Source organism: Staphylococcus sp. EG-SA-18, from assembly GCF_017151825.1.
GTDB classification, from domain to species: domain Bacteria; phylum Bacillota; class Bacilli; order Staphylococcales; family Staphylococcaceae; genus Staphylococcus; species Staphylococcus aureus.
Map to the genome: position 1 here is coordinate 1 of NZ_JACYVY010000007.1, position 24,961 is coordinate 24,961.

Consider the following 24,961-nt stretch of genomic DNA (forward strand, 5'->3'; position numbering starts at 1 on the left):
TGTAAAATGTACTTGGGTCATGTAAAAGTCCTCCTGGGTATGTTTTTGTCGTTAAAAACATTGTACCGTAAAAGGACTGTTATATGGCCTTTTTACTTTTACACAATTATACGGACTTTATCTAACTGCTAAATATTGATTATAGCACCATTGCAAAACTAATCATTAATTGTCATATTCAACTATTTTGAAAAGTATCAATTTCACATTATCAAATTATTGAGTATCTCAATTTATTGTTATACACAAACAGTATTTTTGTTATCATAGAGTTAATAAATATAATAAATTAAACAAGTAACTTTACAAAAATTAGAATGATTCAATTCAATCATAATTGTTTGAAAATAGAGGTGAGCAGGTGAACGATATGTTAATTAGTCTTGTAATCCCAGTTTTTGCTTTGTTAGTTATTGGTGGTATTATTTGGATGATTATAGAAGGTATAGTACATATTTCAAAAAAGAATAAAGCAATTGATAACTTTTTTAACCAAGTTAATAAAGTAAGTGAGACATATAAATTCGCTACTACTTTTTTATTTCTAATCTTGGCTACGGCGGGTATTTCTCAATTTTATCTATATTATATAGTATCAGCGTTACTTTTTTGGCTTGTCATACTTACCTTTGGTATTGCAGGTATCATTTTTTTAATGCCATATGGATTATGTTTTCTACCGTTTTATAAGCAAAAAAAGAAAAAACAGACATTTAAAAAATACATGGTTTACACTACGATTGGTTTGTCAATTTGTCTAGGCTTATCTCTAGTTTTGGTTCACACTACGAAAATTTATATGGACGAAGGTGGCGTAAGATACTATTACGGTAGTTTTGTAATGAAACAAGCGGGCGGTTATGCTTATTTAGCTTTAGCAGTACTTTCAACGTTGTTAATTGTTGCGAAAAAAGCTACAAATAAAAATAAAGAAATCGAAACCGTCGACAATACAAATATAATGGAAAGATAATTAAGGGAGTGCTCATTCAGGAGTGCTCTTTTTTGATGTTCAAATTTAGTTGGAAATGAAGGCATAGAAGAAATTTTTATAGTCATTTATTGGATAATGAATTATGGTCATATCGATTAATTTTATTAGTGAGGATTTTACAAACATTTGTTGAATAAATATGGTAATGATAATATATGAATATTTTTGAAAAAACACTAATATGATTAAATTATTTGTTAAAATGGCATTAAGTAAAAAACAAACAGGGAACAAGGTGGGATTTCATGAGTCAATTGCTAAATGATACGTTATCGGCTTGGTTGTTAATTGAATCTTTAAGTCCAGGAGAAGTAAATTTTACAGCGGAAGATATACTCTCAGCTGAACATTTTAAAAATGGTGCAAAGCAAGCACAACTTCAAAGTTTTGATGAATATTTTGAAATATGGAATGCTGAACGCTTTATTATATCAGAAGAAAAATCAGAGACTGGGGAACTTATATTTAAATTTTATAGACATTGCTTCCGCTATAATGAAATTAATTTGAAAATTCAGGATATTTTTGATGATTATTCTGAGATTCATAATCCAAATGGGACACACTGTTATGGTTACACATTTAACACAGATAAACACGGCAAAGTGATAGTTGATTCTATACATATTCCGATGATTATGAGTGCATTAAAAGAAATTGAAAAGAACAAAAATGCCAATATAGAAGAAAAATTTAATGATTCTGTTGAAAAATTTGTTCAAAAAGTAAAAGAAATTTTAGCAGATGAACCAATTAATGAATTTAAATTGAAGAAGATGGACAAAGCTTATGATGAGTACTTTTCTGTATTAAATTCAAAGAAAGATGGATTATTTGGACATTATGTAGCAATAGAATATGTGAAAGATAGTGATTTACCACAGCCGGAATTTAACAGCTTCTTCATAAGTGATATTGAGAAAGCAAGAAAATCTCCCAACCAAACTTTAATTGATTACATTGAAGGTGTAGAAGAAAGTCAGCGCATAGAAGTAGATGAAAATAAAGAAATGTTTGACAAATTTTTACATCCTTCACGTTTGCCTGATGGACGATGGCCATCACAGACTGAGTTTAGATTGTCTTTAATGCAACAACTTGCTGTAAACCAAATTACGAGTGGTAATGAAAGAATAAGTTCAGTTAATGGGCCACCAGGTACAGGTAAGACTACTTTATTAAAAGATATATTTGCTCATCTAGTAGTTGAAAGAGGTAAAGAGTTAGCTAAACTAAATAATCCTAAAGATGCATTTGTCAAAACAAAAATTCATGAAACGGATGATAAATACGTATACTTACTAAAGGAATCTATTGCCAAATATAAGATGGTAGTCGCATCTAGTAATAATGGAGCTGTTGAAAATATATCTAAAGATTTACCGAAAATTGAAGAAATTATAAGAAATCCCGAAAAATGTAAATTCCCTAAATATGAACAGAATTATGCAAATTTAGCACATGAATTAAAAGATTTTGCTGAAATAGCTGAAGATTTGATTGGTGAAAGTGCCTGGGGCTTATTTTCTGGAGTTTTTGGTAAAAGTACTAATATTAACCAAGTATTGAGTCATATGTTAAAACAAGATGCGAATGATATTGGCTTTGCTAAATTACTACAAAATGAGAATAATCGTATGAGTTATAACGAGTTAATGAGTGAATGGCAATCACATCAACGTGCATTTTTAGAAGAGTTGAGGCATGTTGAAATGTTAAAAGAAGAATCTATTAGAGCATATGATGTTTATAAAAATTGTGAGTCTTTCTCTAAGATTGAACAGGTTATTAATAGTGAAAAAACAAGTATTGAAGAACAGGTATATCATTTAGATAATGAAACGTTACGAGACAATAAAGAAATAGAAGATTTGGATAATCGAATTAATTATATTGTTAAGCAAATAGAAACTTTAAATGAGTTAATTAAATCCATCAAAGAAAGCAACAAAGGTTTTATTAACAAACTGAAAGCGATGTTTAATTCAGAAGAAGATGAAAGCTATAAAGATCATAATAAAGAGAAGCAACAATTATTAACACAACAGTTAGAGTTAGAGAAATGTAAAAAAAACAAACATGAAGACCTTGTTAGCAAACTAAAAGAAAAAGAGAAATTAATTAAACAATTAACTAAAGTACAGTTGCAATTAGACGAGTTAAATTCACAGTTACAAGAGTTAGAAGCATATCGTATTGAGTCAAAAATTACAATTCCAGAAAAAGATTTTTGGAGTGACAACAATTATGATGAGCGCCAAGTTACTAATCTGTGGACGAGTGACGAACTTCAATACAGACGTGCCATGCTCTTTTTAAGAGCAATGATATTGCATAAATTATTATTGATTGCTAATAATACAACTATTTATTATGCGATTAATGATTTTAAAGATAGAAGGAAATTAATTGATGCAAATCCAGATAAAGTACACAACGCATGGAATGTGATGCATTTAATATTTCCAGTAGTTAGTACGACGTTTGCAAGCTTTAAATCTATGTATGGGGGCATACCAAAAGATTTCATAGACTACTTATTTATTGATGAAGCAGGACAAGCAATACCTCAAGCAGCTGTGGGAGCATTATATCGTTCAAAAAAAGTTGTAGCTGTAGGTGATCCGATTCAAATAGAACCGGTTGTGACTTTAGAAAGTCATTTAATTGATAACATTCGTAAAAATTATCATGTTCCGGAATATCTAGTTTCTAAAGAAGCTTCTGTGCAGTCTGTTGCAGACAACGCCAATCAATATGGTTTTTGGAAATCTGATGCTACTGATAGTAATCAAAAAACCTGGATAGGCATACCTTTATGGGTGCACAGACGATGTTTAAAACCTATGTTCACGATAGCTAACCAAATCGCTTATAATAATAAAATGGTGTTGCCAAGTAATATTACAAAAGTAGGTAAAACAGGTTGGTATGACGTTAAAGGAAACGCAGTTCAAAAACAATTTGTGAAAGAGCATGGTGAAAAAGTAGTGGGATTATTAGCTGATGATTGGATTGAAGCAATTAAGGAAGGTAAAAATGAACCGAGCTCATTTGTAATATCGCCTTTTTCAGCAGTACAGCAACAGATTAAACGTATGTTAAAGCAACAACTACCGACTAGAATTGATATTGAACGTACAAAAATTAATCAATGGGTCGATAAATCCATTGGTACTGTTCATACTTTTCAAGGTAAAGAGGCTCAGAAGGTGTATTTTGTAATAGGTACTGATAATACCCAAGATGGTGCTGTGAACTGGTCATGCGAAAAACCAAACTTGTTAAACGTTGCAGTGACAAGAGCTAAGAAAGAGTTTTATGTAATTGGCGACATGCAAAGAATACAGATGAAACCATTTTATGAGACGATTTTTAAAGAAAGAAATGTAAAATAACATACAAAAAAGTATATAGAGGAAGTTATACATTTTAAAAGGAGCAAAATTGAATAATGGAGAAATTTAACAACTGGATATTAAATGCAATAAGTGGATCTCAAACAGACAAGAATGAAACAACTGAAGAATTAAAAGGGGCAAAATTTATCATTTTATATGCATATTCAATGCTCGTTTTGCTTGCGTTAGTAATTTCTAACATATTCATTCACATTTTGGAGCCTAAACTATCAATCACCACTCAAATCATCATCGTTTTGATTTTAATTGAAGCACTAATTGGACTGCGTTTCTTGAAAGCGTACGATGTTAAGCGTGGCAAAGATAAAGAAAATAAGAAAAATAGTAAGGATTTCGTTAAACTAAAATCAATTTTAGTAGCAATTTTATTTACATCATTGGCGCTGACAGCAGGTACTGTAGCTGATATATACGGTTTCACTGACTTAGGAAATACTAGAAGTGATTTAATCGTTTGGAGCATAGGTGGTATTATATTTGGCCTCGTATGTTACACAATGGAAGATAAAAGATAACGATAAGGAGCTGGCGATTATAAAGCTAGCTCCTTTTTTAACTTATATATGTAAAGAACTATCCTAAGGGTTTTTAATCATATGTCAATAATTTCTATAATACATTATTAAAACATCAATTAAATAAGTTTTAAAATTTTACACATATTTTTATTTAAAAAAGATGTATAATTAATGTATTAAATATAGAAAGAAGTTGATATTATGAAAAAGTGTATTAAGACTTTGTTTTTAAGTATCATTTTAGTAGTGATGAGTGGTTGGTATCATTCAGCACATGCGTCAGATTCGTTGAGTAAAAGTCCAGAAAATTGGATGAGTAAACTTGATGATGGAAAACATTTAACTGAGATTAATATACCGGGTTCACATGATAGTGGCTCATTCACTTTAAAGGATCCAGTAAAATCAGTTTGGGCAAAGACTCAAGATAAAGATTACCTTACCCAAATGAAGTCGGGAGTCAGGTTTTTTGATATTAGAGGTAGAGCAAGTGCTGATAATATGATTTCAGTTCATCACGGCATGGTTTATTTGCATCATGAATTAGGAAAATTTCTCGATGATGCTAAATATTACTTGAGTGCTTATCCAAACGAAACAATTGTGATGTCTATGAAAAAGGACTACGATAGCGATTCTAAAGTTACGAAGACATTTGAAGAAATTTTTAGAGAATATTATTATAATAACCCGCAATATCAGAATCTTTTTTACACAGGAAGTAATGCGAATCCTACTTTAAAAGAAACGAAAGGTAAAATTGTCCTATTCAATAGAATGGGGGGTACGTACATAAAAAGTGGTTATGGTGCTGACACGTCAGGTATTCAATGGGCAGACAATGCGACATTTGAAACGAAAATTAATAATGGTAGCTTAAATTTAAAAGTACAAGATGAGTATAAAGATTACTATGATAAAAAAGTTGAAGCTGTTAAAAATTTATTGGCTAAAGCTAAAACGGATAGTAACAAAGACAATGTATATTTGAATTTCTTGAGTGTAGCGTCTGGAGGCAGCGCATTTAATAGTACTTATAACTATGCATCACATATAAATCCTGAAATTGCAAAAACGATTAAAGCAAATGGGAAAGCTAGAACGGGTTGGCTGATTGTTGACTATGCAGGATATACGTGGCCTGGATATGATGATATCGTAAGTGAAATTATAGATAGTAATAAATAAGGATTCAATAATGATATTAAGACGAGTATGAAAATAGTTAGATTCTAATTATTTTCACTACTCGTTTTTATTTTGAAAATAAGTAATAATTCAACAATATTATAAATTGAACAGATTGTTTGTGAAATTTTTGATAATATTAAAGTGAAAAAGTGTTATAAATTGATAAATATATGTAATTAACAAAAACAAATCATTTTAAAAAGAAGAGAGTTGTAAGATGATGAAACGATTAAACAAATTAGTGTTAGGCATTATTTTTCTGTTTTTAGTCATTAGTATCACTGCTGGTTGTGGCATAGGTAAAGAAGCGGAAGTTAAGAAAAGCTTTGAAAAAACATTGAGTATGTACCCTATTAAAAATCTAGAGGATTTATACGATAAGGAAGGCTATCGTGATGATCAGTTTGATAAAAATGATAAAGGTACATGGATTATAAATTCTGAAATGGTTATTCAACCTAATAATGAAGATATGGTAGCTAAAGGCATGGTTCTATATATGAATAGAAATACCAAAACAACAAATGGTTACTACTATGTCGATGTGACTAAGGACGAGGATGAAGGAAAACCGCACGACAATGAAAAAAGATATCCGGTTAAAATGGTCGATAATAAAATCATTCCAACAAAAGAAATTAAAGATGAAAAAATAAAAAAAGAAATCGAAAACTTTAAGTTCTTTGTTCAATATGGCGACTTTAAAAATTTGAAAAATTATAAAGACGGAGATATTTCATATAATCCAGAGGTGCCGAGTTATTCGGCTAAATATCAATTAACTAATGATGATTATAATGTAAAACAATTACGCAAAAGATATGATATACCGACGAGTAAAGCTCCAAAGTTATTGTTAAAAGGTTCAGGGAATTTAAAAGGCTCATCAGTTGGATATAAAGATATTGAATTTACGTTTGTAGAGAAAAAAGAAGAAAATATATACTTTAGTGATAGCTTAGATTATAAAAAAAGCGGAGATGTATAATCATGGCTCAATCAGAATATGAAATCAATCCCGGAAAAAGAGAGTGATGAAATGATAAAACGTGTAAATAAATTAGTGCTTGGTATTAGTCTTCTGTTTTTAGTCATTAGTATCACTGCTGGTTGTGGCATGGGTAAAGAAGCGGAAATAAAGAAAAGTTTTGAAAAAACATTGAGTATGTATCCGATTAAAAATCTAGAGGATTTATACGATAAAGAAGGATATCGTGATGATCAATTTGATAAAAATGATAAGGGAACATGGATTGTAAATTCTCAAATGGCAATTCAAAATAAAGGAGAAGCTCTAAAAATAAAAGGCATGCTTTTGAAGATAGATAGAAATACAAGAAGTGCAAAAGGATTTTACTATACTAATGAAATAAAGACGGAGAAATACGAAGTAGCTCAGGATAATCAAAAAAAATATCCAGTTAAAATGATTAATAATAAATTCATTTCTACTGAGGAAGTTAAAGAAGAAAACATAAAAAAAGAAATCGAAAACTTTAAGTTTTTTGCGCAATATAGCAATTTTAAAGATTTAATGAATTATAAAGATGGAGATATATCATATAATCCAGAGGTGCCGAGTTATTCAGCTCAATATCAATTAACTAATGATGATTATAATGTAAAACAATTACGTAAAAGATATGACATACCAACAAATAAAGCGCCGAAGCTGTTGTTGAAAGGTACAGGGAATTTAAAAGGTTCATCAGTTGGATATAAAAAAATTGAATTTACTTTTTTAGAGAATAAAAATGAAAATATTTACTTTACTGATAGTCTACATCTTAAACCGAGCGAGGATAAATAAACGTGACCAATAAAGAGTATGAAATCGAACCCGGAAAAATAACAAGTAATTTTGTAGAAACTAGCGCAACATCAAATATATGAGAATAGTCAAATTATAAGTAATTAACAACGTATGTTATTTCAAAATAGGTATTAACCTAAATAAATAACAATATTTTAAATTTAATAGATTGCTTGTATAATTTTTGATAATATTAAAGTGAAATGTGTTATAAAACGTTGAAAATATGTAATTCACAAAAGCAAATCATATAAAAAGAAGAGAGTTGTGATACGGTGAAGCGTTTAAAAAAAATAGTTTTATGTATTAGTTTTCTATTTTTAACAATTTTTATTGGGGGTTGTGGCATGGGTAAAGAAGCGGAAATTAAAAAAAGTTTTGAAAAAACGTTGAGTATGTATCCGATTAAAAATCTAGAAGATTTATACGATAAAGAAGGATATCGTGATGATCAATTTGATAAAAAAGATAAAGGCACATGGATTATTAATTCTGAAATGGCGACTCAAAATAAGGGAGAAGCTTTGAAAATTAAAGGTATGGTCTTATACATGAATAGAAATACAAAAACAACAAAAGGATATTATTATGTAAATGCAATAAAGAATGATAAAGACGGAAGACCCCAAGAGAATGAAAAAAGGTACCCAGTTAAAATGATTGATAATAAAGTTATTCCAACAAAAGAAATTAAAGATGAAAACATAAAAACAGAAATCAAAAACTTTAAGTTCTTTGTTCAATATGGCAACTTTAAAGATTTGAAAAATTATAAAGACGGAGATATTTCATATAATCCAGAAGCCCCGATTTATTCAGCGAAATATCAACTAACTAATGATGATTATAATGTAAAACAATTACGTGAAAGATATGATATACCGACGAATAAAGCGCCAAAGTTATTGTTAAAAGGGTCAGGGAACTTAAAAGGTTCATCAGTTGGATATAAAAATATAGAATTTACTTTTGTAGAGGAAAAAGGTAAAAATATATACTTTAGTGATAGCTTAGATTATAAAAAAAGTGGAGAAGTATAATTATGGCTAAAGCAGAATATGAAATTGATCCTGGAAAAATAACAAGTAATTCGGAAGAAACTAGCGCAATATCTAATATTAGTTATGAAATAGAAAATGCAAATGATAATAATTTAGATAATGAAAAAATTAGAGGGCAAATTACTAAATTAAAAAAGGGTGGGAATTTTCCTAAAAACTTAGACTACATAGATAGTTATACAGACCCCAGTACGGGGACCACGGCAACGGCATTTTTAAATAAAGATACAGGTAAAGTTACTGTTGGAATGGCTGGTACAAACTTTCACGGCGATCAACTTAAAAGAGTAGCACTTAGTTCGATGTCTCCGTTATTATTCCCACCCTCTAAGCAAGATATGAAAGATGTACGAGGCACTATGAAGGATGGTGTAGCGGATTTAGCCATTGGAGTAGGAATGGTCAATTATAAAGGAAAACATTTTGCAAATACACAGCAGTTTATTGAGAATTTACAAAAAAAGTACGAAATTGATACCGTTACTGGTCATTCTTTAGGAGGGAGAGATGCTATCTTTCTTGGGCTTCGTTATAACATCAAAAATGTTGTGGCATACAATCCTGCTCCGTTAGAAGTAAAAAGCATTCGTAATAAATTTGGTGGTCAATTGTTTAGAAATACGACATTTCCAGATGAAAAATATTTAAAAGAGTTAATGGATAATTATGATGGAGATATTACTAAGGTTATAACTCAAAAGGATGGATTAGACTATTTAGTGAAGCGTACAGATCATTTAACTTGTGGTGATGTGTTACGTATAAACAATGGTCAGGGCCATGCGATGGAGAATTTTTTAGGAGAAAAAGAACAACGTGAAATAATCGAAGAACTAATGTTAGTAAAAGGATATCGCGATGCAAATGACAAAGCATTTAAGGCTTTGAAAAAAAATACTGAGAAAAAACTCGGTAAAATAGATGAAATCAAATCGAAGTTACTGCAAACGAACGGTGGCGCCCTCTCGTCTTCTCAACAAAAATTGCTTGAAACTTTAGTGGCATTTTCGGTAGCTGAAGGACTAAGTAAAATGGTTGACCAAGAACTTCAGCAGTTGAAAAATATGTTCAATCTTATGGATGAGAAATTTGAAGCAAATTGGAAAGACGCACAAGAAGCTAGTGATATTGTAGGTAAACATCTTTCATACCCAGAAAAGGTAAGTGCATTAGATAACGGTGGTGTCAATGAAAGTAAACTTGCTACCGAACCACATAATGAAATAAAAGACAAACTAAATAAAATTACGGACTTATCTAAGAAATATAATTCGTATTTACAGCAAATCGAAAAAAGTATTAATGAAATAGTTGCTAAGGATCAACAATTGGCAGGGCAAATAGGTGATTTAATATGATGTTTGAAGAATACAAGAAAATAGATGATCTTGAAAATGCATATGAAATAGAGTTGAAACGTATTGAAAGGGAGATACAAAATCTTAGTGATTTAAAATATCACCTTAGAAGAGAAAATGAACAAAGTTATGATGCATTTTTGTATTTAAAGAATAAAATGAACTATAGTGAAGAGTCAAATGCTAAGGTGAGACGACTAGTTGAAGAATTTGATTATGAAGCAGATACTTATATTAGACAAAAAGAGTTAAAGTTAGAAGATTATAAAGAAGAAATAAGAAGAGAATATATACAGCAATCTGAAAAAATAATGGAGGCGAAGTAGCTTATGGGAATCCCTGATCCGTTATCTAATCCTATGTCTGACCCTTTACTAGGAGATAGTTGGATGGTAGGTGATTTGAAAAAAAGACAGGAAAAAAAACTAATCACAACAGTCATCGCACCTGAACATGATGAAAAGCATCGTGAAAATAAAAGTAAAATGAAAAAATCTGAAAAGCAATTGATCAATCAGTTAATTAATCATGGCCATACATTTAAGAGTGATTTTAAAAATGTAGCTAAAGGTGATTGGGTTAATAAAGCCATGCAAGACTTAGATAAATTAGGCAATGAGCTTAAAAAAATAATGAATTAGTTGAATTGTCACATACTTTTTCAAACCAACAACGAACTAAAAAATCCATATAAATATGATTAAAAGAAGTCATAACCATTCGTAAAGGATGGTTATTTTTAATAGTAAACAAAATTGCTGCTAACCTACATCTTGAACCAAGTGAGGATAAATAACCTCCTGCCTCCCACACGATTCAACACGAATTTCAAATATATTGCTGTAAAATAATGTAAAATAAACGTATTCATATTACTGAATTGAGGGATAGTATGCAACGTGATTATTTAATTCGAGTAGAAACTGAAAGCATGCCAGATTTCAAAAGGCTCAATGGTTTAATGATTGGTTTTGTTATTAAAGGTGAGGCACATATTTATGATGAAAATAACATGACGCAATGCAACAGTGGCGACATTTTCATCATTAACCACCGTGACTTGTATCGATTTCAACTTCAACAAGATGGCATCATATGTTATATCCAATTCCAAATGAAATATTTGGCAGACAAGTTTGATGATGCGCATTGTCTATATTTTCACTTAACAGATGCGACCACAACCAAGAATATACATCAACTGAGAAATATAATGGCAAGACTGGTTTCAACACACATTCGACATAATGAGTTGTCTAAATTGACTGAGCAACAACTTGTGATTCAGTTGCTTATGCATATGATTCATTATGTCCCGCGTACATATCATTCGAACCAAAGTATCTTAAATGATGATAAAGTGAATCAAGTATGCGACTATATCGAGTTACATTTTCATGAAGATTTAAGCCTTTCAGAATTAAGCGAATACGTTGGGTGGTCAGAGAGCCATCTGTCTAAAAAGTTTACAGAATCGCTAGGTGTAGGATTCCAACATTTCTTAAATACGACGCGAATTGAGCATGCGAAACTCGATTTAACATACACAGATGAAACGATTACTGATATTGCATTGCAAAATGGCTTTTCAAGTGCAGCGAGCTTTGCGAGAACATTTAAACACTTTACGCATCAAACGCCTAAACAATATCGAGGTGATCGTCCAGCAATCACTGAAAATCAACAATCGGCACAACATAATTATCACGACCGTGAATTGATATTACTTTTAAATGACTACATTGAAGAAATGAATCATTTCATTGAAGATATTGAAAAGATGAACTATAAAGAGATTGCCTTTAAACCAACTAATCAACAACTAAATCAATTTAATCATATTATTCAAGTGGGCTATTTGAGGAATTTGCTCAATACACAGTATCAATCACAGTTGCTTACATGTCATCATGATTTTCAAGTCAATGAAGTATTAGCATATGATGTGATGCCATATATTATGAAAAAGCTCAATGCGCCATTCACGTATGATGCAGAGATTTCGAATATATTTTATGATATCGATTTGTGTTTAGACTTTTTATTAGATCATAATTTTAGTCTAACCATGCATTTGAATCAGTATGACTCACGAGATTATATCGATGCATTCAAAGTATTTATCCATCACGTTGCCCTGCATGTCAGTCATAGAAAAGATTTGAAGTTCAACTTGTATGTGACGACATTGCACAATGCTTTGATTGAAATGATTGATTATTTTAAAGCGTTATTCCCTAATGGTGGCTTGTACATTCACTTAGATCAAGCTACGGAAAGACATCTACCATTGTTGAAACGACTTGAGCCACACATCGACCATTTTGTATTTGATGCCAATTCAAATGATGCTGTTGATTTTAATAAAATGAATGATGATGAATTTAAAACCGCGAGTCAAATGATTATTAATAAAACGAATTACTTTATCGACTTAATACATCGTCATAACCTAAAGCGTCCACTCATTTTACTCAATTGGAATACATTGACGGGTGATACATTTATAACCAACGGCGAATATTTTAGAGGTGGTATCATCATTGAGCAGTTATTAAAGTTAAGCTCTAAAGTAGAGGGTATCGGGTATTGGTTGAATTATGATTTGCACGTTAGTCATTGTAAAAATGAACGGGATTATATGAATTCTATTGAACTGTTTCATCAATATAATGGAAAACGTCCGGTCTATTTCACGGCATTGCTATTTAATAAATTAACAAGCAATATTTTGTATTCTGATGATACATGTATTGTCACGGGAACTGATTCAAATTTTCAAATATTGTTATATGATGCAAAGCATTTTAATCCGTACTTAGCGTTGGACAATCAAATGAATATGCGTGCAACGGAAATGATCCATTTGAACATTAATGCCTTGGAAGAAGGTATGTATAAGATTAAACATTTTACCTTAGATAAAGAAAATGGTGCGTTATTTAATCTTTGGCGCAAACATCATACGATACATGGCATGGACAAGGACTCTATAGATTACGTTAATCGAATGAGTTTTCCGAAATTAGAAGTATATGATATAGATATCACGGACACACTGGCATTAAACATTAAAATGATTACGAATGGGATTCACTTAATTGAAGTAAAACGTTACCCAAGTTCATAAAATGATCACAAATCACAAATTTTGATATACATAATTTGTGATTTTTTATATTCAAAGCTAAAATTGCAAAAAATTAATGGTTAACATCTCTGTTGTTGGCAATATAAATAATGATTAATCATTTATGATGTAACTAAGGAGATGAAGGATATGAATCAACAATTAATTGAAACTTTAAAATCTAAAGAAGGCAAAATGATTGAGATCAGACGTTATTTACATCAGCATCCAGAATTATCTTTTCATGAAGATGAAACGGCGAAATACATCGCTGAATTTTACAAAGGTAAAGATGTGGAAGTAGAAACGAATATCGGACCACGTGGAATTAAAGTAACGATTGATTCAGGGAAACCTGGTAAAACATTAGCAATCCGTGCAGACTTTGATGCATTACCTATTACTGAAGATACAGGATTATCTTTTGCATCACAAAATAAAGGTGTTATGCACGCATGTGGTCACGATGCACATACAGCATACATGCTTGTATTAGCAGAGACGCTTGCTGAAATGAAAGATAGTTTTACAGGAAAAGTCGTTGTGATACATCAACCAGCTGAAGAAGTACCACCAGGTGGTGCTAAAGCAATGATTGAAAATGGTGTATTAGACGGTGTTGATCATGTATTAGGTGTACACGTCATGAGCACAATGAAAACAGGTAATGTGTATTACAGACCTGGTTATGTTCAAACAGGACGCGCATTTTTCAAATTGAAAGTTCAAGGTAAAGGTGGTCATGGTTCATCACCCCATATGGCCAATGATGCCATTGTTGCAGGTAGCTACTTCGTCACAGCGTTACAAACAGTTGTATCTAGACGACTAAGTCCATTTGAAACCGGTGTTGTCACAATCGGTTCATTTGACGGTAAAGGTCAATTCAATGTCATTAAAGATGTTGTTGAAATTGAAGGTGATGTACGTGGATTAACAGATGCTACAAAAGCAACAATTGAAACAGAAATTAAACGTTTATCAAAAGGATTAGAAGCATTGTATGGTGTAACTTGCACATTAGAATATAACGATGATTATCCTGCATTATATAATGATCCAGAGTTTACTGAGTACGTGGCTAAGACGTTAAAAGAAGCAAACCTTGATTTTGGTGTCGAAATATGTGAACCACAACCACCTTCAGAAGACTTTGCATACTATGCTAAAGAACGTCCAAGTGCCTTTATTTATACAGGTGCAGCTGTGGAAGATGGTGAAATTTACCCACATCATCATCCTAAATTTAACATTTCAGAAAAATCATTACTTATTTCGGCAGAAGCTGTAGGGACAGTTGTTTTAGATTACCTTAAAGGAGATAACTAACATGAATGAAACGTATCGCGGGGGCAACAAGTTAATCTTAGGTATTGTATTAGGTGTTATTACATTTTGGTTGTTTGCACAATCACTTGTAAATGTTGTACCAAATTTACAACAAAGTTTTGGTGCAGACATGGGAACAATTAGTATTGCGGTAAGTCTAACCGCACTATTTTCAGGCATGTTTGTTGTTGGAGCAGGCGGCCTAGCAGATAAAATTGGGCGCGTGAAAATGACGAATATCGGTTTATTGTTAAGTATTATTGGTTCAGCATTAATTATTATTACGAATTTACCGGCATTATTAATTTTAGGTCGTATTATACAAGGCGTATCAGCAGCGTGTATTATGCCTTCCACATTGGCCATTATGAAAACTTATTATGAGGGTGCTGAACGTCAGCGCGCCTTAAGCTACTGGTCTATCGGTTCTTGGGGTGGAAGTGGTATCTGTTCACTCTTCGGTGGGGCAGTTGCGACAACTATGGGTTGGAGATGGATTTTCATCTTCTCAATTATCGTTGCCGTACTTTCAATGTTACTCATCAAAGGGACGCCTGAAACGAAATCAGAAGTTACCAATACACATAAATTTGACGTTGCAGGGCTAATTGTTCTAGTAGTTATGTTGCTAAGTTTAAACGTTGTCATTACTAAAGGTGCAGCACTTGGTTACACATCATTATGGTTCTTTGGTTTAATTGCAATCGTAATTGTAGCATTCTTTATTTTCTTAAAAGTTGAGAAAAAAGTAGATAATCCGCTTATTGATTTTAAATTATTTGAAAATAAACCATATACAGGTGCAACGATTTCGAACTTCTTATTAAACGGTGTTGCAGGTACATTAATTGTAGCGAATACATTCGTGCAACAAGGTTTAGGTTATACAGCATTGCAGGCAGGATACTTATCAATTACTTATTTAATCATGGTGTTATTGATGATTCGAGTTGGTGAAAAATTATTACAAAAAATGGGTTCTAAGCGACCAATGTTATTAGGTACATTCATTGTGGTCATTGGTATTGCACTTATTTCATTAGTATTCTTACCAGGCATATTTTATGTTATTAGTTGTGTCGTAGGATATTTATGTTTCGGACTAGGCTTAGGTATTTATGCAACACCTTCTACAGATACAGCTATTTCGAATGCACCGTTAGATAAAGTTGGCGTTGCTTCAGGTATTTATAAAATGGCTTCATCACTTGGTGGTGCATTCGGTGTCGCAATTAGTGGTGCAGTATATGCCGGTGCAGTTGCTGCAACTAGCATTCATACAGGTGCGATGATTGCACTTTGGGTTAACGTATTAATGGGAATCATGGCATTTATCGCAATTTTATTCGCGATTCCTAATGATGATAAACGTGTCAAAGATGCGAAATAATAACGATGACACGCCAAGTGTTTTGATAATGATATAAATGAAAGTAAAGCAAATTAAATGAGGAAATGTATAGAGCAGTGCATATAGATAAATCTATGATTGGATTAACACTAATATAAATATAAATGAAAAACCATCCACTTAAACTTTTGATAAGTTAGGTGGATGGTTATTTATTGTGTTGTTCTAAAAATTTGGACATTTATATAGAAGGAACTATATCTAATGTGAAGATAATGGCTATTCGCTTCAATGAAGGCGACGTGTAAAAGTGTATATTAAACGTTTCGGGGTCAGACTCCGAGAACAGTGTCCGTCATGCTTACCGCATACTAATGAAGCATTATTATATCAGTGTTTATAGCCGATTTAAGATAATAAATTTTGCTAAACAAAAAAGCCAACCCATGAATGTTGGATTGGCTTTTTACATGCATCTGAATCTCTAATTTTAAAAAAATATGAATATAAATAAGACAGTAAAAATTAAATTTCAGTTGTTGCAATTTCTTCATCTGTAGGTACATCATCGTTAAGGCCAACAAGTGCTTCAGAAACATTTCGTGAATGATAACCGATACGTTCAAGAACACCAATCATATCGATATATAGTAATCCGCCTTTTGTTGTACATTCACCACGATTAAGGCGTTTAATATGACCTTTGCGTAGTTTATGTTCAATATTAAATGATTCTCTACTACGTTCTACAATTTCATCTTTTTTCGTTTTGTCATAAACATCTAACATGTCGATGGCTTTATCAAATGACTCAGCAACATGGTTGAATAATTTATCCATACCGCGTTGTGCATCTTCTGTAATGCGAATATCTTCATCATGTTGGCGTTTTAATTGAGCGACATACTCTTCTGTTAGCTCTGCTACTTTTAAAATAGAGCGATTGACATCAAACATAACTGCTAAACGCTCAACGTCAGCCTTCGTTATGGCTTTTGTAGAAATTCTAACTAAATAATTTCGAATGCTATCATTGATTGTTTCAACAGCTTGGTGCTTTTGTTCAAGCTTTTTGATCAATTTTTTATCGTCTTTTGTAATTTCGCGAATGTCTTCAAACATTGATAAGACAATCTGACCAACATTTTGTAATTCTTTTTGAGTTTCTTGTAATGCAACACCAGGTGCGTGATAAACAAGATCTTTGTTTAAGTGCTGAGGTTTATAGTCATCAGCAATATCTTTACCTGGGACAAGCTTTGTAACAATCCATGCTAAACCTGCTACAAATGGTAATTGAATCAAAGTATTTGTTATGTTGAAGATACCATGTGATACTGCAATCGTCATCGCTGGTTTTAAGTGCCATACATCTTGTAACAAACTAATCAAATGAATCACAACTGGCAAGAAAATTGTGAAGATAATTACCCCGATTAAGTTAAAGATGACGTGTACAAGCGCCGCACGTTTTGCAGCGATTGAGCCGGCTAAACTAGCTAAGATAGCTGTAATCGTTGTACCAATATTATCGCCTAGTAACACAGGGATTGCTGCGTTTAAGCTAATTAAATCTTGTTGATAAAATTCTTGTAAAATACCAATCGTCGCACTTGAACTTTGAACTAGTGCTGTTAACCCTGCGCCGACAATAACAGCAAGTATTGGATTTGATGACATATCAAGCATTAATTGCTTAAATCCATCTAATGATGCTAAAGGTTTAACGGCATCACCCATAAATTCTAGACCGAAGAATAGAGAACCGAAACCGAATAGTATGCGGCCAATGTTATTAATTTTAGAGCGTTTAAAGAAAAAGATTAAAAATGCACCTAATGCTAAAATTGGCATTGCATATTCGCCTAAATCTATACCGATAATAAATGCAGTTACCGTTGTTCCGATATTAGCACCCATTATCACTCCAATGGCTTGTTTCAATGTCATAAATCCAGCTGTTACCAGTCCGATTGTGATAACTGTCGTACCTGAACTACTTTGTATTAAAATAGTTACAACGATACCTGCAATAACACCTAATACTGGATTTGATGTAAATTTGTTTAAAATATCTCGTAGCCTGTCTCCTGCTGATGCTTGAAGCCCGTCTCCCATGATTTTTAAGCCGTAAAGGAAAATACCTAAACCACCTAAAAAGGAGAAAATGACTTCTGTAACCGACATTTCCATTATTTCACCTCAAATAAGCTTTATATTTAGATTATCGCTTATAATTGTAAATTTAATGTTAAGATTAGGTAAAATTATTTAACAATATATGTTATTTGTATATGACTTGTAAAATATCGTCACTTATTATGTAAATTTTCAGTGTGAAATGGCAGGTTTGCAATCACTTGTTTAACAAAATGATGCAATCAATCATGTAATTATGTTTCATCAAAAAAATCATGTGAGTGGGATAACGAAATAAAGTTTGTGATCATATCACTTCTATCCCACTCCATGATTTGAAATCACCATATAGACAGATTTAATGTGCCTCGTTATAACAATTTGTGTTCTTTTAATAATGACTCAATGTACGTACCTTTTATCTTTTTAAGGAATCCTGCTAATGCGAGTTTTTGCATTTTCGAATCTTTAGTAATCTCGCGCAAATCTTGATGGTCATTCAGTTCGTATATGGCATCCATTAAGACGCGAAGATCAAATGTACTATTGATGACCTCTGGAATACCACGATCTATATTTAGTAATTGATAAACAGCTTCCATGGCAGTACGAACCGAATATTCTGTTGTAAATACAGTATCTCGCTCTGTTTCTGCAAAGTTACCAATAAATGCTAAATTTTGTGATTGATGCGGGACGACTAAAGGTCTGTCGCCGATAGCACGCGTCATGAAATAAGAGGTAATATATGGCATATAAACAGGAATCGTATTAGATGCATGTTTTGCTAAGTCTTCAATTTTGTCAGTTGGTACACCTAAGTGATACAGCCATTCTTGACATATTTCATTACCACTACATTCTGTGATTGGCTTTTTAATATAATCGCCGTTTACATCTGAATATAAGGCATAAATCCATGTAGATATTTCATTTTTAGGTTGGTCTTTAAACTGTTGCTGACGATTGATTGTAAAACTGATTTGCCATGCAGAATCATTGATTGTAATAATTCCGCCAGTAACCGTTTTGCCTGCAAGAGGGTCACGTTTACAAATGCTTTCTATTGTATCGATAATATCTTTATTGTTTGTTGTCGATGTTGCAGAAACAAACCAACTCTTTTGAGGAATATTTTGGCAAAACTTATCAGGATTACCAAATTCAGGACTTTGTCGCGCTAAATTTTTCCATAGTGTCCAACTACCACCTAATTCGTCAGTTGGTGGTGCTGGTGTATCATTATCACCATACGTAGAGCTTTCCGTAATACTACCGTTTGTCACAAAGACAAGATCATCTACAGTCAGTTTAATTGACTCTGCTTTGCCATGTCGGTGAATTAATATTTCTCGGGCAATTTTTTGACTTGTCGTAACATCTACTTTAATATCTTCTACTTTTACACCGTATTCAAATTGAACCCCATGCGATTTTAAATATTCAACCATAGGTAATACTAAAGATTCATATTGATTATATTTAGTGAATTTTAAAGCTGAAAAGTCTGCGAGACCACCAATATGATGAACGAATCGCATTAGATAGCGACGCATTTCCATAGCAGAATGCCACGGTTCAAATGCAAACATCGTTTTCCAGTAAATCCAAAAGTTTGAATTAAAGAAGTCATCGGAAAATACATCTGTTATTTTGACATCATCTAAATCTTCTTCATTCGTTAAGCATAAATCTAAAATTTCTTTAATCGCTTTTTTGGTCAAAGTGAAGTCTCCATCGGTAACTAAACGTTGACCCTGTTTTTCAATAACTCGACAGCGAGAATAGTTAGGGTCTTCTTTGTTTAGCCAATAGAACTCATCTAATACAGACGCGTTATCGATTTCTAATGAAGGGATAGATCTGAATAAGTCCCACAAACATTCAAAGTGGTTCTCCATTTCACGACCACCTCGGACAACATAGCCTTTTAAAGGCATATTTTCACCATCAAGACTACCACCTGCTTTAGGTAACTCTTCTAAAATATGAATCTTCGAACCTTCCATTTGACCATCCCTTATTAAAAAACAAGCTGCAGCAAGTGAAGCTAGACCAGATCCGATTAAGTAAGCGGATTTGTTTTCTACATTTTCAGGTTTTTTAGGGCGCGCAAATGCTTCATAATTTCCATAACTGTAATACATATCCACCAAGTCCTTTCGTATTAGAATACACTCAGACTATACCCCTTTGTGAATTGCAAATATTAGTATTTATATTGGTAAATTTGACGAAATTAGATCATTTTTATATTTTTGATTTTTAAAATTTTATCACTCGAATGTTTTTGGATTCTGAGGTGCGGGACTTGGAATAATTCGAATCATTATGTGGCATGTTAAACAGGTAAATATAAGCTATGCACATTTAACAAGCGGATACTCCTGACGCAATTATAGTATCATTACATATTGTTTAATCGTTTGGGGTAATGTAATTAAAAGGTAAAATAGGCAGAGTGTTATACATAAAATGTAAAGAAAGAGGCGATAGAATGTCTAAAATCAGGTCTTTTACAATATTAAGTCTACTTATTTACTTAGCTATGATGTGCTATACAGTAGTGACCTATTCAAAATTACCAACCAAAGTACCTATTCATTATAATTTAGCAGGGGATGCTGATAACTTTGCTGATAAATGGGTGCTGCTTTTGATTAATAGCGCATTTATAGTGATTTGGCTTATATTTTTCATTGCAGGTAGATACTATGAACGATTTGCCAAATGGTCACATTATAATCATACACCACGTGAAATTCGAGCGATTAAATTATTTTTAAGTACGTTAAATTTAGAGATTATGAGCTATATGTCTATCTTCACAGTATTAGAAATTTGGCAAATACAACACCATCATCAATTCAATTTACTATGGTTTAATATGATATTTATCATTATCATTGGTTTGACGCTTGTCATATTTTGTTTACTTCCTACAATTCATAAAATGAGAGATTCTCAATAAAAATATAAACTGTCATGATGCAGTTTTGAAGCGGATTCCTGAGATTATTATAAATAATATCTAGTATTTATAATTAAAATGATATATTATTTATTATAGTTAAATATTGTGTATATTTTGTGAACTTTTTGTAAAAATTCGATTGCCTGTCACATATAGGAGTGTTACATTTTAAATATGTGATCATCGCAAAATATAAGTTGAAATAGGTTGTAGATTAATCAGGATGATAAATATTTTATATAAAGAGAGGGAGTCATTATGACACTACTTACTGTAAATCCATTCGATAATGTTGGATTATCAGCCTTAGTTGCAGCAGTACCTATTATTTTATTTTTATTATGCTTAACCGTTTTTAAAATGAAAGGCATTTATGCAGCATTGACAACTTTGGTTGTTACATTGATTGTGGCTTTATTTGTATTTGAATTACCAGTGCGTGTATCAGCAGGTGCGATTACAGAAGGCGTTGTTGCCGGTATTTTCCCAATAGGATATATCGTTTTAATGGCAGTTTGGTTATATAAAGTTTCTATTAAAACAGGACAATTTTCTATTATTCAAGATAGTATTGCAAGTATTTCAGAGGACCAAAGAATCCAACTATTATTAATTGGATTTTGTTTCAACGCATTTTTAGAAGGTGCAGCAGGATTTGGTGTGCCAATTGCGATTTGTGCAGTATTATTAATTCAACTTGGATTTGAACCATTAAAAGCAGCGATGTTATGCTTAATTGCTAATGGTGCGGCGGGTGCCTTTGGTGCAATTGGTTTACCAGTTAGTATTATTGATACGTTTAACTTAAGTGGAGGCGTTACAACATTAGATGTTGCGAGATATTCAGCATTAACACTTCCAATTTTAAACTTTATTATCCCATTTGTTTTAGTATTCGTTATAGATGGCATGAAAGGTATTAAAGAAATTTTACCTGTCATTTTAACAGTGAGTGGTACATATACTGGATTACAATTATTATTAACAATATTCCATGGTCCAGAACTAGCAGACATTATCCCATCACTAGCAACAATGGTGGTGTTAGCATTTGTTTGTCGTAAATTTAAACCGAAAAACATTTTCAGGTTGAAAGAATCAGAACATAAAATTCAAAAACGAACGCCTAAAGAAATTGTCTTTGCTTGGAGTCCGTTCGTCATTTTAACTGCCTTTGTTTTAGTATGGAGTGCACCATTCTTCAAAAAATTATTCCAACCTGGAGGTGCACTTGAAAGTTTAGTAATAAAATTGCCAATTCCAAATACTGTGAGTGATTTATCGCCTAAAGGAATTGCGTTGCGTCTCGATTTAATTGGTGCAACTGGGACAGCGATTTTATTAACAGTAATTATTACAATTTTAATTACGAAGCTAAAATGGAAAAGTGCAGGTGCTTTATTGGTCGAAGCAATTAAAGAATTATGGTTACCGATCCTTACAATTTCAGCTATCCTAGCTATTGCTAAAGTTATGACATACGGTGGTTTGACTGTAGCAATTGGACAAGGTATTGCTAAAGCTGGAGCAATTTTCCCATTATTCTCTCCAGTATTAGGTTGGATTGGTGTGTTTATGACTGGTTCAGTTGTAAATAACAATACTTTATTCGCACCTATTCAAGCGACAGTAGCACAACAAATTTCAACAAGCGGTTCATTACTTGTGGCAGCTAACACTGCAGGTGGTGTAGCAGCGAAACTTATTTCACCACAATCAATTGCCATTGCGACTGCAGCTGTTAAAAAAGTTGGTGAAGAATCTGCATTATTAAAAATGACGCTAAAATACAGTATTATATTTGTTGCTTTTATTTGTGTTTGGACGTTTATACTAACGTTAATATTCTAAATATAAATAATGTTGTCACTTGGATTCAAATGACATTTTAAATCTAATTATTCATGAATCGAACTAGTACGAAATGCATTGAGCATCTTGTCTAGTTCGATTTTTTAATGTCTAAAAATGTCGTATATGTAATTAGAGTAGAAAGTGTTGAGGCGTTTCAGAAGTTGTTTAGAAAAGTAAGTAAAATAAAAAATGCACTGAGCAACAAAAGATGTTGCTAGTGCATTTAGATGATTCTTATCATTTCAAATAAGAATGTGTTAATCAACGTATATAAGTTAAAATTGGTTTGGATAAAATGATATCTATCGTTGTGTATTGTTTGTTTTTATAGTTCGCGACGACGTCCAGCTAATAACGCTGCACCTAACGCTAATGATAATCCACCAAATACAGTTGTACCAATGAATGGATTTTCTTCACCAGTTTCTGGTAATGCTTGAGCTTTGTTAGCATCTGCATGGTTTGCTGGTTGCTTCTTATCAACAACAAGTTCTTGACCAGGTTTGATCATGTTTTTATCAGCTAATTTGTTATCTGCAGCAATTTTGTCAGCAGTAGTGCCGTTTGCTTTTGCAATGTCATTTACTGTATCACCAGGTTTAACGACATGTACTCCGTTGCCGTCTTCTTTACCAGGTTTGTTGTTGTCTTCTTTGCCAGGCTTGTTGCCATCTTCTTTACCAGGTTTTTTGTTGTCTTCTTTACCAGGTTTGTTGCCGTCTTCTTTGCCAGGCTTGTTGTTGTCTTCTTTGCCAGGTTTGTTGCCGTCTTCTTTACCAGGTTTGTTGTTGTCTTCCTCTTTTGGTGCTTGAGCATCGTTTAGCTTTTTAGCTTCTGCTAAAATTTCTTTGCTCACTGAAGGATCGTCTTTAAGGCTTTGGATGAAGCCGTTACGTTGTTCTTCAGTTAAGTTAGGTAAATGTAAAATTTCATAGAAAGCATTTTGTTGTTCTTTGTTGAATTTGTTGTCAGCTTTTGGTGCTTGTGCATCATTTAGCTTTTTAGCTTCTGCTAAAAGGTTAGCGCTTTGGCTTGGGTCATCTTTTAAGCTTTGGATGAAACCATTGCGTTGTTCTTCGTTTAAGTTAGGTAAATGTAAGATTTCATAGAAAGCATTTTGTTGTTCTTTGTTGAATTTGTTATCCGCTTTCGGTGCTTGAGATTCATTTAACTTTTTAGCTTCTGACAATAGGTTAGCACTTTGACTTGGGTCATCTTTTAAGCTTTGGATGAAACCATTGCGTTGTTCTTCGTTCAAGTTAGGCATGTTCAAGATTTCATAGAAAGCATTTTGTTGTTCTTTGTTGAAATTGTTGTCAGCTTTCGGTGCTTGAGATTCGTTTAATTTTTTAGCTTCACCTAAAACGTTAGCACTTTGGCTTGGATCATCTTTAAGGCTTTGGATAAAACCATTACGTTGATCAGCGTTTAAGTTAGGCATATTTAACACTTGATAAAAAGCATTTTGTTGAGCTTCATCGTGTTGCGCAGCATTTGCAGCAGGTGTTACGCCACCAGATATAAGTAATGTACCTAAAGTTACAGATGCAATACCTACACCTAGTTTACGAATTGAATAAATGTTTTTCTTTTTCAAATTAATACCCCCTGTATGTATTTGTAAAGTCATCATAATATAACGAATTATGTATTGCAATACTAAAATCTATATTTATAATTAAATTTAAATGTAAGTTTTACAACTTATAAAATAAATATTTTGCTGAAAGATTTATTCAGGAAGTAAAAGGCTTAAAACCGCAAAATCACGCTATTTCGATTAATAAAAACAGATAAAATATAGAGATATTTTTTATAATGAAAGCG

18 protein-coding genes are annotated in these 24,961 nt (G+C 32.4%); 15 read left to right on the top strand and 3 right to left on the bottom strand.

Features of this window, described 5'->3' with window-relative positions; translation table 11 throughout:
• The first annotated feature begins 370 nt into the window (after positions 1-370).
• The 13 genes from IDG66_RS02345 (at position 371) to norC (ending at position 16,206) form a co-directional block, all read left to right on the top strand.
• Complete coding sequence (locus IDG66_RS02345; protein ID WP_000908953.1) at positions 371-973, top strand: hypothetical protein; 603 nt, start codon at positions 371-373, stop codon at positions 971-973.
• A gap of 266 nt (positions 974-1,239) precedes the next feature.
• Positions 1,240-4,392, top strand: coding sequence for a DEAD/DEAH box helicase (locus tag IDG66_RS02350; protein WP_000080559.1), 3,153 nt, complete (start codon positions 1,240-1,242; stop codon positions 4,390-4,392).
• Between the two features lie 56 nt (positions 4,393-4,448).
• Positions 4,449-4,931, top strand: a complete 483-nt coding sequence (locus tag IDG66_RS02355; protein WP_000410568.1) for a hypothetical protein — start codon at positions 4,449-4,451, stop codon at positions 4,929-4,931.
• Between the two features lie 204 nt (positions 4,932-5,135).
• Positions 5,136-6,122, top strand: coding sequence for a phosphatidylinositol-specific phospholipase C (locus tag IDG66_RS02360; RefSeq protein ID WP_000710575.1), 987 nt, complete (start codon positions 5,136-5,138; stop codon positions 6,120-6,122).
• A 220-nt stretch (positions 6,123-6,342) separates the two neighbouring features.
• Positions 6,343-7,113, top strand: coding sequence for a tandem-type lipoprotein (locus IDG66_RS02365; protein ID WP_000977774.1), 771 nt, complete (start codon positions 6,343-6,345; stop codon positions 7,111-7,113).
• 51 nt (positions 7,114-7,164) lie between these two features.
• Positions 7,165-7,935 carry a tandem-type lipoprotein gene (locus IDG66_RS02370; protein WP_000597213.1) on the top strand — a complete coding sequence of 257 codons (771 nt, stop codon included), beginning with the start codon at positions 7,165-7,167 and terminating at the stop codon, positions 7,933-7,935.
• A gap of 278 nt (positions 7,936-8,213) precedes the next feature.
• The gene (locus tag IDG66_RS02375) at positions 8,214-8,978 is read left to right on the top strand and encodes a tandem-type lipoprotein (RefSeq protein WP_001793247.1); all 765 of its coding nucleotides are present in this window, start codon (positions 8,214-8,216) and stop codon (positions 8,976-8,978) included.
• Positions 8,979-8,980: 2 nt separating this feature from the next.
• Positions 8,981-10,357 carry a hypothetical protein gene (locus IDG66_RS02380; protein ID WP_001029555.1) on the top strand — a complete coding sequence of 459 codons (1,377 nt, stop codon included), beginning with the start codon at positions 8,981-8,983 and terminating at the stop codon, positions 10,355-10,357.
• Positions 10,357-10,683: a hypothetical protein gene (locus IDG66_RS02385; RefSeq protein WP_001804823.1), complete on the top strand. Its 327-nt coding sequence runs from the start codon at positions 10,357-10,359 to the stop codon at positions 10,681-10,683. The genes IDG66_RS02380 and IDG66_RS02385 overlap by 1 nt, the downstream gene beginning before the upstream one ends.
• A gap of 3 nt (positions 10,684-10,686) precedes the next feature.
• On the top strand, positions 10,687-10,998 hold the full coding sequence (locus IDG66_RS02390) for a hypothetical protein (RefSeq protein WP_000512631.1): 312 nt from the start codon (positions 10,687-10,689) through the stop codon (positions 10,996-10,998).
• A gap of 251 nt (positions 10,999-11,249) precedes the next feature.
• Positions 11,250-13,487 (top strand): transcriptional regulator AryK, encoded by a 2,238-nt coding sequence (gene aryK, locus IDG66_RS02395; protein WP_001188468.1) that lies wholly within the window; start codon positions 11,250-11,252, stop codon positions 13,485-13,487.
• A 150-nt stretch (positions 13,488-13,637) separates the two neighbouring features.
• A complete protein-coding gene (locus tag IDG66_RS02400; RefSeq protein WP_001075820.1) occupies positions 13,638-14,816 on the top strand; it encodes a M20 family metallopeptidase in 1,179 nt (392 codons plus the stop codon).
• 1 nt (position 14,817) lies between these two features.
• Positions 14,818-16,206, top strand: a complete 1,389-nt coding sequence (gene norC / locus IDG66_RS02405) for a multidrug efflux MFS transporter NorC (protein ID WP_001006425.1) — start codon at positions 14,818-14,820, stop codon at positions 16,204-16,206.
• A gap of 486 nt (positions 16,207-16,692) precedes the next feature.
• Here the strand turns inward: norC and IDG66_RS02410 are convergent, their stop codons facing one another.
• The gene (locus tag IDG66_RS02410; RefSeq protein ID WP_001800966.1) at positions 16,693-18,354 is read right to left on the bottom strand and encodes a Na/Pi cotransporter family protein; all 1,662 of its coding nucleotides are present in this window, start codon (positions 18,352-18,354) and stop codon (positions 16,693-16,695) included.
• 323 nt (positions 18,355-18,677) lie between these two features.
• Entirely contained in the window at positions 18,678-20,453 is a 1,776-nt protein-coding gene (locus IDG66_RS02415) for an oleate hydratase (RefSeq protein ID WP_000291838.1), read from the bottom strand.
• Positions 20,454-20,803: 350 nt separating this feature from the next.
• Between IDG66_RS02415 and IDG66_RS02420 the strand changes: the two genes are divergently transcribed.
• Both IDG66_RS02420 and IDG66_RS02425 read left to right on the top strand, forming a co-directional pair.
• Positions 20,804-21,277, top strand: coding sequence for a DUF1648 domain-containing protein (locus IDG66_RS02420; RefSeq protein WP_000036329.1), 474 nt, complete (start codon positions 20,804-20,806; stop codon positions 21,275-21,277).
• A gap of 261 nt (positions 21,278-21,538) precedes the next feature.
• Positions 21,539-23,131 carry an L-lactate permease gene (locus IDG66_RS02425; RefSeq protein WP_000173904.1) on the top strand — a complete coding sequence of 531 codons (1,593 nt, stop codon included), beginning with the start codon at positions 21,539-21,541 and terminating at the stop codon, positions 23,129-23,131.
• A 328-nt stretch (positions 23,132-23,459) separates the two neighbouring features.
• On the opposite strand, the gene spa is transcribed toward IDG66_RS02425, so the two are convergent.
• Positions 23,460-24,731: a staphylococcal protein A gene (spa, locus tag IDG66_RS02430; RefSeq protein WP_183139277.1), complete on the bottom strand. Its 1,272-nt coding sequence runs from the start codon at positions 24,729-24,731 to the stop codon at positions 23,460-23,462.
• Positions 24,732-24,961 lie beyond the last annotated feature (230 nt).